The sequence below is a fragment of the Telmatospirillum siberiense genome, from assembly GCF_002845745.1.
GTDB classification, from domain to species: Bacteria; Pseudomonadota; Alphaproteobacteria; order Rhodospirillales; family Magnetospirillaceae; genus Telmatospirillum; species Telmatospirillum siberiense.
In genome coordinates this window covers 169,412-181,190 of record NZ_PIUM01000005.1, presented here as the reverse complement: position 1 = coordinate 181,190, position 11,779 = coordinate 169,412, and the positions used below count along the sequence as shown (strand labels likewise).

The following is an 11,779-nucleotide window of genomic DNA, read 5'->3' as shown; positions in this document are numbered from 1 at the left end:
GATCACATCACTCGTCGCTGTCGCGATCGAACGCATGATCGGCTTCATACCACAGGGCGTTGATCACCCCGATGGCCAGGGCCGCGGTCAAACCCAGAATCCAGGCGAAATACCACATGTCACGATATCCCTTTCAAAGGCCTCAATACGCCGAATGGCCGTGGGTCTGGACGTGGTCGAGCGTCACTTTCCCCCACATGCGCCGGTAGCACCAGACGGTGTAGATGAGGACGAGCGGCAGGAAGATCACCACCACCCAGAACATGACGGTCAAGGTCAGATGGCTGGAGGTCGCATCCCAGACGGTCAGGCTGGATCCCGGATGGGTCTTCGACGGCATGATGAAGGGGAACATCGACAGACCGGCCGTCCCGATGATGCCCGCAACGCTCAGCGCGCTTGTGACGAAGCCCAGTCCCGGCCGGTTGAGACGCGACAGCAGGATGGTCACCAATGGTCCGCCGATGCCGATCGCCGGCGCCAGCATGGACAGGGGCACCTTCGAATAGATGGCGAGCCACGCCCCATGCTCCATGACGACGGTCTTGGCCAGCGGATCGCTCACGCCGCCCGGCGCCGGCTGGCTGACCACCCGGAAACCGTCGATGCCGTAGGCGATCCATACGCCCCCCAGCACGAAACCCAGCACCGCGACCAATCCCATGAGGGTGATCGCCCCCTTGACCCTCTCGGAAATCGGAGCGGTGGTACGAAGCTGCAACCAGACGCCACCATGCATGCAGAGCATGGCGACGCTGATGACGCCGGCCAACAGGGCGAACGGATTGAGCAGCGGCAAAAGCGCGGTCAGCAGGGAACCTTCGTAATGGGCCCGCAGCATCTCGTCGAGATGGAACGGCACGCCCTGCAGCAGATTGCCGAAGGCCACGCCGAAAATGAGCGCGGGAATGATGCTTCCGGCGAATAGAGCCCAATCCCAGACCCGCCGCCAGCGGGCATCGTCGATCTTGGCGCGATAGTCGAAGCCAAGGGGACGGAAGAACAAGGCGAAGAGCACCAGCAGCATCGCCATGTAGAAGCCGGAGAAGGCCGCCGCATAGACGTCGGGCCAAGCCGCGAAGATGGCACCGCCGGCGGTGATCAGCCAGACCTGATTGCCGTCCCAATGGGGTCCGACGACATTGATGACGACCCGACGCTCGTCGTCGGTCCGCCCGACGAAGGGCAGAAGGCTGGCGACCCCCATGTCCATGCCGTCGGTGATGGCGAAGCCGATCAACAGAGCGCCGACCAGAATCCACCAAATGAATTTGAGAGTTTCGTAATCGATAAGCATGACGACGGTCTCCAATTACTCGGCGGGGATGGGCGTGACGCCGTGGGGTGCGCCGTTTTCCCCATAATATTTTCCGGTGCCGAGGGAGGCCGGTCCCTTGCGGGCGAACCGCACCATCAGGAAGGCTTCGACCGCCAGCAGGACCGTATAGAAGACGAGGAATCCGATCAGACTGAATATGAGATCGCCCGAGGTCAGGCTGGACGTCGCCAGGAAGGTCGGCAACACCTCGCCGATCGCCCAGGGCTGACGGCCGAATTCGGCGACGAACCATCCCATTTCGCAAGCGATCCAGGGGGCCGGAATGCTCCACAGAAGCAATTTGAGGAGCCAGCGCTGCTGGGCGATGCTGCGCCGAAGCGTGTAATAGAAGGAAGCGCCGATCAGGAAGAGCATCAGGAAGCCCAGCCCCACCATCAGGCGGAAACCGAAGAACAGCGGCGCGACGGGCGGAATGGTGTCCCTGGAGGCCGCGGCGATCTGCTCGGGCGTCGCGTCGGAGACCTTGTCGGTGTAGCGCTTCAACAGCAGACCATATCCCAGATCGACCTTGTGTTGAGCGAAGGTCTGGGTCGTCTCCTCGTCAGTCGCCCCTTTCCTGATCTTCAGCAAACTGCCGTAAGCCAGCATTCCCGAGCGGATCCGCACCTCATGCTCGGCGATGAGGTCCTTGATGCCGGTGACCTGAGTGTTGATCGAGCGGGTGGAGATCAATCCCATGACCCAGGGAATTTTCACCGCATAGTCGGTATGCAGGGTCTGGTCGTTGGGGATGCCGAAGACGGTGATGGCGGCGGGGGCCGGTTCGGTGTCGTACTCGGCCTCGATGGCGGCCAGCTTGGTCTTCTGGACGTCGCCCAGGGTGTAACCGCTCTCGTCGCCGAGGACGATCACCGAGAGGACGGAGGCCAGGCCGAAGCCGGCGGCGATGGCGAAGGAACGCTTGGCGAAGCCGAGGTCGCGTCCCTTCAGCATGTAAAAGGCGCTGATGGCCAGGACGAACATCGCCGCGGTGACATAGCCGGCGGCGACGGTGTGCACGAATTTCACCTGCGCCACCGGATTGAACAACACGTCGAAGAAGCTGCTCATTTCCATGCGCATGGTCTTGGCCGAAAATTCCGAACCGGCGGGATTTTGCATCCAGCCGTTGGCGACCAGGATCCACAGGGCCGACAGATTCGAGCCCAGGGCCGTGAAGAAGGTCACCGCCAGATGCTGGCGCTTCGAGAGCCGTTCCCATCCCAGGAAGAACAGGCCGACGAAAGTCGATTCAAGGAAGAAGGCCATCAGGCCCTCGATCGCCAGGGGCGCCCCGAAAATATCGCCGACATAATGGGAATAGTAAGACCAGTTGGTGCCGAACTCGAATTCCATGGTGAGTCCGGTGGCGACGCCAAGCGCGAAATTGATGCCGAACAGCTTGCCCCAGAACCGCGTCATGTCCTGGTAGATCTGGTTGCCCGTCATCACATAGGCCGACTCCATGATCAACAGGATCCAGGAGAGGCCCAAGGTCAAAGGCACGAACAGGAAATGGTACATCGCGGTAGCGGCGAATTGCCCCCGCGAAAGTTCAACGAAAAGCTGATCTATCATTCTCGCGCTCCGAACGGAATGCTGGCGCGAAGACGCGCTCGGCTCCCGCAATATGCGTCTGGCTCAGTCTGAAAGGAAGCTTAGAAAGAATCAGAAATTACAATAATGACAATTATCATGCGTGCAAGGCGGTCCTGCATTTTTGTCGGGACAACCTTACGCTGTGATTCTCACATCTGTATCACAACCTTCGCAATGCGGGCTCAGCTGTCCGGCAAGGCGGCGTTGGAAAGCTTTCAGATGACAATGGGCGGAGGCCCGGCGAAGGGAGTGGAACACCGGTCCGAAGACTCCGATGACCGCCTGAACGGATTGCCCATCCTTGCGCGCCACGGTGGGGGGATATCCGGATATCAAACCGGCCGGACGGGGGATTGAAGGCTACGGCCCCCCGGCGATAGAGCCTCCGAGGCCTTAGGCCGCCCGAAGCACCCGCGCCTGCATTTTCCTCCAGGCCCACCGCGCCGTTTGCCGGGCCAGCCACCCTTGCGGATTGAGGCCGGTTGCCTTGAACACCATGCCGACCGCCCGCTGAGCGTGGGGAAATCGGTATATCCGGTAGGCCAGGGCGCCATAGGCGGTATTACTGCGAAGGCGATCATAGTCCTCGCCCGGTTCATTGCCGCAATGATAGGCGAAGGCCAGTTCGTCATCGTCGCTTTCGCGGATCCGCCCCAAAACCACCCTGAGCCGTCCCGGCAGGCTGACCCTTTCGATCGGCTGATGCTTGCGCATGCCGTCGAGGAACATCCGGTAATGGCGCAGTTCGTCCGCCGCGATATGTTTGGCGATCGCCTTCAGCACCGGCTCGTCGGAGGCTTCGGACAGCGCCATGTAGAAAGAGCTGGTCCCCGTCTCGACAATGCAGCGGGCGAGCAATTCGCCGACGCGCGAGCCGCGGATCGATTGCGAGACATCGACCGGAATCACATAGCCGTCCCGAAAACGCTCGAAGGTCGCGGAAAAATCGTAGGCCGGATCAGCCAATTCGGCATAACGGCCGAGGATGGCGCCATGCTGCTCCTCCTCCGCCTGCCAGCCGGCGATGATCGCGGCGAAGTCGTCGTCCCCGGCGAAAACGTTCTTCAGATACTGGGTATAACGGGCGGCATTGTATTCGGTCAGGCTGGCGGCCTTGACCAGCTTCAGGTGATCGGGTTGCAAGCGGGCCGGATCGAAGTCATCCCACGGAATGTCATCCTGCGTCCAACGTGGCATATTTTGCCATCTCCTCGCTGTCGTGCCATTCGAGCTAACTCAATATATCGGCAGGGAAAGATGGAAGAGCAAGCGAGGGGAAACTTTAGAGGCCTCTCCCATCCCGACCGACGGCGACCAAAAACCCCCAGGTCATAACGGACAACGGCACGCAAAAAAGGACGGCTCCAGCGAGGCAGCCGTCCCATCAGCGAAAAGGATCTGGTGCCGGCCGATCGTCACCCGGCCCGAAGGTCAGTGCAGCGGCAGAGCCGCGTCCAGCGCCACCCGCATCGCCTGGGCAACCAGCAGGCCGCGGCGGGCCTCGTTGCGGGCGGCGTCGCCGTCGGCCTCTTCGACGCTCTGTTCGGCGGCCTTGAGACGGCTGTTCACCTCGGCCGGATCCAGCTCGGCGACCTTGGTCGCTTCTTCGGCCAACACGGTCACCCGCGTCTCCGTCACTTCGGCAAAGCCGCCGGCGACGAAAATGCGATCGGTCACCTTGCCGTCCTGATAGATATCGATGACGCCCGGACGGACGGTGGTGATCATGGGCGCGTGGTGGGGAAGAGCGCCGAAGTCGCCTTCGGTCCCGGGAACCACGACCATTTCGACCGGCTCGGAGACCAAAAGGCGCTCCGGCGAAACCAGCTCGAACTCGACCTTCTCAGCCATGCTTCACCTTGATCCTTTAGGCCGCCTCGGCGGCCATTTTCTTGGCTTTCTCGATGGCTTCCTCGATGGCGCCGACCATATAGAAGGCCGATTCCGGCAGGTGATCGTATTCGCCGGCGACGATCCCCTTGAAGCCCTTGACGGTGTCTTCGAGGGAAACCAGCTTGCCCGGGCTGCCGGTGAAAACTTCGGCCACATGGAAGGGTTGAGACAGGAAACGCTGGATCTTGCGGGCGCGGGCGACCACCAGCTTGTCCTCTTCCGACAGTTCGTCCATGCCCAGGATGGCGATGATGTCCTGCAGCGACTTATAGGTCTGCAGGATACGCTGCACGTCGCGCGCCACCTGATAATGGTCCTCGCCGACCACCTTGGGGTCCAGAACGCGCGAGGTCGAATCCAGCGGATCGACGGCCGGATAGATGCCCAGCTCGGCGATGGCGCGGTTCAAAACGGTGGTGGCGTCCAAATGGGCGAAGGAGGTCGCCGGAGCGGGATCGGTCAGATCGTCGGCCGGCACATAGATGGCCTGGACCGAGGTGATCGAACCCTTCTTCGTCGAGGTGATCCGCTCCTGCATGGTGCCCATTTCGGTCGACAGGGTCGGCTGATAGCCCACCGCCGAGGGAATACGGCCGAGGAGCGCCGAAACTTCCGAGCCCGCCTGGGTGAACCGGAAGATATTGTCGACGAAGAACAGCACGTCCTGGCCTTCCTCGTCGCGGAAATATTCGGCGAGCGTCAAACCGGACAGGGCGACGCGGGCGCGGGCGCCCGGGGGCTCGTTCATCTGGCCATAGACCAGGGCCACCTTGGAACCGGGGCCGTCGAGCTTGATGACGCCCGATTCGATCATTTCGTGGTAAAGGTCGTTGCCTTCGCGGGTCCGCTCGCCGACGCCGGCGAACACCGAATAGCCGCCGTGCGCCTTGGCGACGTTGTTGATCAACTCCATGATCAGCACCGTCTTGCCGACGCCGGCCCCCCCGAACAGGCCGATCTTGCCGCCCTTGGCGTAAGGCGCCAGCAGGTCGATGACCTTGATGCCGGTGACCAGGATCTCGGTCTCGGTCGACTGTTCGATAAACTCGGGGGCCTTCTGATGGATCGGCAGGGTCTTCGTGGTGCCGATCGGCCCGCGCTCGTCGATCGGCTCGCCGATGACATTGATGATGCGGCCCAGGGTTTCCGGTCCCACCGGCACGGAGATCGGCGCGCCGGTATCCGTCACCGGTTGGCCGCGGGTCAAGCCGTCGGTCGAATCCATGGCGATGGTCCGCACGGCGTTTTCGCCAAGATGCTGCGCCACTTCGAGCACCAGGGTCTTGCCGTGGTTTTCGGTGTGCAAGGCCGAGAGCATGAAGGGCAGACCAGCATCGAAGCGCACGTCCACGACAGCGCCCATGACCTGGGTGATGATGCCGACATTGTTCTTCGTCATGAGAGCGAGCTCCTAGAATAGACCGTCACAGCGCTTCGGCGCCGGAGATGATTTCGATGAGTTCCTTGGTGATCTGCGCCTGACGCGAACGATTGTAGCGGATGGTCAAGGCATTGAGCATGTCGCCGGCATTTCTCGTCGCATTATCCATCGCCGTCATCCGCGCCCCCTGTTCGGAAGCACTGCTCTCCAGAAGGGCACGGAAAATCTGCACCGCGAGATTGCGCGGCAGCAGGTCGGCGAGAATGGCCTCTTCCGAGGGCTCATATTCGTACAATGCCTTCGTCGCCTGCTCTTCGGCCCCGGCCGTCACTTCCGGTACAGGGAAAGGCACCAGTTGCTGGCGGGTCACTTCCTGCGAGATCGCCGATTTGAAACGGTTGTAGATAACCGTGCAGACGTCGAATTCACCCGCATCGAACAGCGCCGCGATCTTGGCGGTGATATCGTTGGCCTCGGCGAAGGAGACGCCCTTGCGGCCGATGCCTTCGTAGGTCTCGATGAAGAGGCGGCCCAGGTCGCGCTTCAACTGGTCCCGGCCCTTGCGGCCGACGGTCACCAGCTTCACGGTCTTGCCGGCCCGCTGCAGATCGCTCACCAGGAGGCGGGTCGAGCGGACGATGGATCCGTTGAAGCCGCCGCACAGGCCACGATCCGATGTGATGACCACCAGCAGATGGACGTCGTCGCGTCCCGTTCCCGCCAACAGCCGGGGAGCCCCGCTCTGTCCGGCCATGCTGCCGGCCAGATTTCCCAGCATGCGCTCCATGCGGACCGCATAAGGACGGGCCTGCTCGGCCGCGGACTGCGCCCGGCGCAGCTTGGAGGCCGCCACCATCTTCATGGCCGAGGTGATCTTGCGCGTCGATTTGACGCTGGTGATCCTGAGCCTTAGGTCCTTGAGGCTGGGCATCGGCTTGCCGTTCCTTGCGCGATCAGACGAAGGTCTTGGAGAAGGCGTCGAGGAAGGCTTTAAGCTTTTCCTCGGTGGCCGCCGTGATCTGCTTTTCCTTGACGATGGCCTGCAGGATGTCGCCGTGCTTGGCCTTCAACTCGCTGAGGAGCGCCGCCTCGAAGCGGCCGACGTCGTTGACGGCCAGCTTGTCGAGATAGCCGCGCACGCCGGCATAGATCGACACGACCTCTTCCTCGGTGGCCATCGGCGCGTATTGCGGCTGCTTCAGAAGCTCGGTCAGGCGGGCACCGCGATTGAGCAGCTTCTGCGTCGCCGGATCGAGATCCGAGGCGAACTGCGCGAAAGCGGCCATTTCACGGTACTGGGCGAGTTCCAGCTTGATCGAGCCGGCGACCTGCTTCATCGCCTTGATCTGGGCGGCGGAACCGACGCGCGACACCGACAGGCCGACGTTCACCGCCGGACGGATGCCTTTGTAGAACAGTTCGGTCTCGAGGAAGATCTGGCCGTCGGTGATGGAAATCACGTTGGTCGGAATATAGGCCGAAACGTCGTTGGCCTGCGTCTCGACGACGGGAAGCGCGGTCAGCGAGCCGCCGCCGGCGGCATCGCCCATCTTGGCGGCGCGTTCGAGCAGACGGGAATGCAGATAGAAGACGTCGCCGGGATAGGCTTCGCGGCCCGGCGGGCGACGCAGCAGCAGGGACATCTGGCGATAGGACACGGCCTGTTTGGACAGATCGTCATAGATGATCAGGGCATGCATGCCGTTGTCGCGGAAATATTCGCCCATCGCACAGCCGGCATAGGGCGCCAGATACTGCAAGGGCGCCGGCTCCGAAGCGGTGGCGGCGACGATGATGGAATAGTCCATGGCGCCGTTGTCGGTCAGGGTCTTGACCAGCTGGGCCACGGTCGAACGCTTCTGGCCGATGGCGACATAGATGCAGTAGAGCTTCTGCGTCTCGTCATTGCCCTGGTTGAAGCGCTTCTGATTGAGGATGGTGTCGATCAGGATGGCGGTCTTGCCGGTCTGCCGATCGCCGATCACCAGCTCGCGCTGGCCGCGGCCGACGGGGATCAGGGCGTCGATGGCCTTGATGCCGGTCGACATCGGCTCATGCACCGATTTCCGCGGAATGATGCCCGGCGCCTTGACATCGACGCGGGACAGTTTCTCGGCGACGATCGGCCCCTTGCCGTCGATCGGATTACCCAGCGCGTCGACGACGCGGCCCAGCAGTCCCTTGCCCACCGGCACTTCGACGATGGCGCCGGTCCGCTTGACCGTGTCGCCTTCCTTGATGGTGCGATCATCGCCGAAAATCACGACGCCGACATTGTCGGCCTCGAGGTTCAGCGCCATTCCCTTGATGCCGCCCGGGAATTCGACCATTTCACCGGACTGGACCTTGTCCAGGCCATAGACGCGGGCAATGCCGTCACCGACGGAAAGGACCTGGCCGACCTCGGCGACTTCCGCTTCGGTACCGAAATTCGCGATCTGTTCCTTGAGGATAGCGGAGATTTCCGCGGCCCGGATTTCCATCACCCGATCCCTTTCATAGAGAGCTGTAGATGTTGCAGCTTGGTCCTGAGCGAGCCGTCCACCATCCGTGAGCCGACCTTCACGATCAGGCCGCCAAGCAGGCCGGGATCGACGGTGACGTCCAAGGTGACATTGCTGCCAACGACCTTTTTGAGGGCGGTTTCGATCGCCCCGATTTGTTTTTCGGCAAGCGGCACGGCGGAAGCCACCTCTGCCGTCACCTCTCCCCGCTTCGCGGCAAGCCGCGCCAGATAGGCGGCGATCATGCCCTCGACGGCGAACAGGCGGCGGTTCTTCGCCACCAGCCCGAGAAAATTCTTCGACAAGGAGCTGAGCTGCGCCCGCTCCGCCACGGCGCCGATGGCTTTCCGCTGCTCGCTCCGGCTCAGCACCGGACTCTTCAGCAGGCGGCGCAGATCCTCGCTTTCAACGATCAGAGCCTTCAGACTTTTCAAGTCCGCGGCGACCGCATCGAGACAGGATTGCTCTTCGGCCAATTCGAACAAGGCCGCGGAGTAACGTTCGGCGATTGAACCAGTGACTTCGGATGACACTTGATACGGTCCCCATCCATTGCCGCAACGAATTACAAGGTCGGTCGAAAATTATTGATTTTATTGATTAATATCGCAAGGCAGGCAAAAGGCCCCCGGCAATGCGTGGGTTAACTAGCATATCGAGGGATGGCTGGCAAGACGACTCCCGAGCAATCTCCTGTCGGGAATTGCTCTTTTTGAGATGTTTCTCGACAGGAGAATACCGGCGGATGCGGGTGGATGGGGATTTCTCAGACAAAACTGTAGGGATCCACGTCGATCTGGATACGCACCGCGCTTTGCGGACCAAGCCGTCCCAACCATTGGCGGATCACTCCCTGGACTTTGGTCGAGCGGGATGCCTTCAGCAGGAGGCGCCGGCGATGCCGTCCGCGCAGCAGGGCCAAGGGAGCCGGGGCCGGGCCGAGGACCTCGATTCCGCCGTCCCGCGGCGCCAGACGGGCCAGTTGCTGGGCGACCCGGTCGACCTGATCGGGATCCGGGCCGGAAACGATCAGGGCGACCAGCTTGCCGAAGGGCGGCATTCCGGCGATCCGGCGATCGTCGGCCTCGGCGCGGTAGAATTCCTCGGCGTCGCCGGAGACCAGCGCCCGCATCACCTTATCGTCGGGCTGATAGGTCTGCAGCAGGACGCGCCCCTTGCGGGCGGCGCGTCCCGCGCGCCCGGCCACTTGGCACAGCAACTGGAAGGTCCGCTCCGCCGCCCGCAGATCCCCGCCGGCCAGCCCTAGGTCGGCATCGACCACGCCGACCAGGGTCAGCAGCGGAAAATGATGCCCCTTGGCCACCACCTGGGTGCCGATCAGCAGGTCGATCTCGCGGCGCTCCATGCTGGCGATCAATTCTGCGGTGGCGCGCGGTCCGCTCAATGTATCGCTGGCCATGATGCGGACCCGGGCGTCGGGAAACTTCGCCGCCACCTCCTCGGCCAGACGCTCGACCCCTGGACCGCAGGCGGCGAAACTGTCCTCGGCCTGGCATTGAGGACAGACCGGGGGTTTGGACGAAATATAACCGCAGTGATGGCATTGCAGCCGTCCGGCATGACGGTGTTCGACCAGCCAGGCGGTGCAATGGGGGCATTGCAGCCGCAAGCCGCAGCCCCGGCACAGGGTCAGGGGGGCATAGCCGCGCCGGTTGAGGAACAGCATGGCCTGCTCGCCGGCGGCGAGCGATTCCTCCACCGCGGCGACCAGCGGCGCCGACAGCCAGGTCTGGCGGGGTGGAGCGTGCCGACGCATGTCGATCACCGCGAGATCGGGCATATCGGCCCCTCCGTGGCGCAACGGCAGATGCACCCGTTCGTACCGGCCGGCCTCGACATTGGTCTGGGTTTCCAAAGACGGCGTCGCCGAGGCGAGAACGATCGGCAGTCCGCCCAGCCGGGCCCGCACCACGGCCATGTCCCGGGCATGATAGATCACCCCCTCCTCCTGCTTGAATGACGAGTCGTGCTCCTCGTCGACGATGATCAGGCCGAGATCGGGATAGGGCAAAAACAGGGCCGAGCGCGCTCCCACCACCACGCGGGTCCGCCCCTCGGCGACGGCACGCCAGGACGAGCGGCGCTGTGCCTGCCCCAGTTCGGAATGCCATTCAAGCGGCGGGGCGCCGAAGCGGCGCTCGAAACGGGCCAACCATTGCGCGGACAGGGCGATTTCCGGGAGGAGGACCAGGATCTGCCGCCCCTGTTCCAAGGCCGCCGCCACCGCCTCGAAATAGACCTCGGTCTTGCCGGACCCCGTCACCCCCTCCAGCAGGGTGACGGAAAAGCCCCCGGACAGCTTGGCGCGCAGATGGGCGGCGGCGGCGGCCTGATCGGACGACAGGGGGAACCCCTCCCTCCGCCAATCGGACAACGCGCCGGGCGTGCGGCGCGGCATGACGAGCCGGGTAAGCGCCCCCGCATCCGCCAAGCCCTTGACCACCGATGCGCCGACCCCGGCGAGCCGGGCCAGTTCGGCGGCCGGCAACGGCTGACCGGCAGCCTCCAGCACGCGGCGGCGGGCCTCGGTCATCTTGAGGGAGGCCGGCGGCGGAGCGGCGACATAGGCGACCGGATCGGCCGGCGGCGGATCGAGGGCGGCAGGCACGCTCATGACCATCCGCAGCACGGCGCCCAGGGGCGAGACCGTGTAGGCGGCGACCCAATCGACCAGTTTTCGCGACTCTTCCGGCAGCGGCGGCAGATCGAGGCATTCCTCGACGGCTCGGCGCTTTTCGACGGGGACCAGGCCGCTCCCCGCTCCCCAGACGACGCCGCAGACCGTCCTGCCTCCCAGCGGCACGCGGACGAAATCGCCGGCCGCCAGCCGCTGTCCGGGACCGACGGTATAGTCGTAGGATCCGGCGAGCGGCAGGGGAAGCAGGATGGCCACGGCCTCGCCGGGCTGAAAAGAGGCGGGCGGGATTTGTGCTTGGGAATTGGCAGTCGGGAAGAGCATGGTCTACACTCTAACCGCCGTGCCGCCGAACCACCAGTCGGCACCTTTCCGGCCTCAAGGATCTTGATTTATAAATGACTTCTTTTTCATACCCCCGCGATGTC

General features: G+C 63.3%; 10 protein-coding genes. All 10 read right to left on the bottom strand.

Going from position 1 to position 11,779, the window contains the following annotated elements; all coding sequences use genetic code 11:
• Positions 1 to 7: 7 nt before the first annotated feature.
• The 10 genes from cydX to CWS72_RS07070 all read right to left on the bottom strand — a co-directional run bounded on the left by cydX (position 8) and on the right by CWS72_RS07070 (position 11,675).
• Positions 8 to 118: a cytochrome bd-I oxidase subunit CydX gene (gene cydX, locus CWS72_RS07120; RefSeq protein WP_101249883.1), complete on the bottom strand. Its 111-nt coding sequence runs from the start codon at positions 116 to 118 to the stop codon at positions 8 to 10.
• Positions 119 to 142: 24 nt separating this feature from the next.
• A complete protein-coding gene (gene cydB, locus CWS72_RS07115) occupies positions 143 to 1,297 on the bottom strand; it encodes a cytochrome d ubiquinol oxidase subunit II (RefSeq protein WP_101249955.1) in 1,155 nt (384 codons plus the stop codon).
• A 15-nt stretch (positions 1,298 to 1,312) separates the two neighbouring features.
• Positions 1,313 to 2,896 (bottom strand): cytochrome ubiquinol oxidase subunit I, encoded by a 1,584-nt coding sequence (locus tag CWS72_RS07110; protein ID WP_101249882.1) that lies wholly within the window; start codon positions 2,894 to 2,896, stop codon positions 1,313 to 1,315.
• Positions 2,897 to 3,310: 414 nt separating this feature from the next.
• Entirely contained in the window at positions 3,311 to 4,114 is an 804-nt protein-coding gene (locus CWS72_RS07100; RefSeq protein WP_101249880.1) for an acyl-ACP desaturase, read from the bottom strand.
• Between the two features lie 234 nt (positions 4,115 to 4,348).
• On the bottom strand, positions 4,349 to 4,768 hold the full coding sequence (locus tag CWS72_RS07095) for a F0F1 ATP synthase subunit epsilon (RefSeq protein ID WP_101249879.1): 420 nt from the start codon (positions 4,766 to 4,768) through the stop codon (positions 4,349 to 4,351).
• Positions 4,769 to 4,784: 16 nt separating this feature from the next.
• Positions 4,785 to 6,209 (bottom strand): F0F1 ATP synthase subunit beta, encoded by a 1,425-nt coding sequence (atpD, locus tag CWS72_RS07090; RefSeq protein ID WP_101249878.1) that lies wholly within the window; start codon positions 6,207 to 6,209, stop codon positions 4,785 to 4,787.
• Between the two features lie 25 nt (positions 6,210 to 6,234).
• A complete protein-coding gene (locus CWS72_RS07085; protein ID WP_101249877.1) occupies positions 6,235 to 7,122 on the bottom strand; it encodes a F0F1 ATP synthase subunit gamma in 888 nt (295 codons plus the stop codon).
• Positions 7,123 to 7,144: 22 nt separating this feature from the next.
• Positions 7,145 to 8,674, bottom strand: coding sequence for a F0F1 ATP synthase subunit alpha (gene atpA / locus CWS72_RS07080; protein WP_101249876.1), 1,530 nt, complete (start codon positions 8,672 to 8,674; stop codon positions 7,145 to 7,147).
• Positions 8,674 to 9,228: a F0F1 ATP synthase subunit delta gene (locus CWS72_RS07075; protein WP_101249875.1), complete on the bottom strand. Its 555-nt coding sequence runs from the start codon at positions 9,226 to 9,228 to the stop codon at positions 8,674 to 8,676. The genes atpA and CWS72_RS07075 overlap by 1 nt, the downstream gene beginning before the upstream one ends.
• A gap of 233 nt (positions 9,229 to 9,461) precedes the next feature.
• Entirely contained in the window at positions 9,462 to 11,675 is a 2,214-nt protein-coding gene (locus CWS72_RS07070; RefSeq protein WP_101249874.1) for a primosomal protein N', read from the bottom strand.
• Between the last annotated feature and the right edge of the window lie 104 nt (positions 11,676 to 11,779).

Coding starts and splice junctions, on each gene's coding strand:
- CWS72_RS07095 (WP_101249879.1), bottom strand. CDS start 4,768: ATGGCTGAGAAGGTCGAGTTCGAGCTGGTTTCGCCGGAGCGCCTTTTG.
- CWS72_RS07085 (WP_101249877.1), bottom strand. CDS start 7,122: ATGCCCAGCCTCAAGGACCTAAGGCTCAGGATCACCAGCGTCAAATCG.
- cydX (WP_101249883.1), bottom strand. CDS start 118: ATGTGGTATTTCGCCTGGATTCTGGGTTTGACCGCGGCCCTGGCCATC.
- CWS72_RS07100 (WP_101249880.1), bottom strand. CDS start 4,114: ATGCCACGTTGGACGCAGGATGACATTCCGTGGGATGACTTCGATCCG.
- cydB (WP_101249955.1), bottom strand. CDS start 1,297: ATGCTTATCGATTACGAAACTCTCAAATTCATTTGGTGGATTCTGGTC.
- CWS72_RS07110 (WP_101249882.1), bottom strand. CDS start 2,896: ATGATAGATCAGCTTTTCGTTGAACTTTCGCGGGGGCAATTCGCCGCT.
- atpD (WP_101249878.1), bottom strand. CDS start 6,209: ATGACGAAGAACAATGTCGGCATCATCACCCAGGTCATGGGCGCTGTC.
- CWS72_RS07070 (WP_101249874.1), bottom strand. CDS start 11,675: ATGCTCTTCCCGACTGCCAATTCCCAAGCACAAATCCCGCCCGCCTCT.
- atpA (WP_101249876.1), bottom strand. CDS start 8,674: ATGGAAATCCGGGCCGCGGAAATCTCCGCTATCCTCAAGGAACAGATC.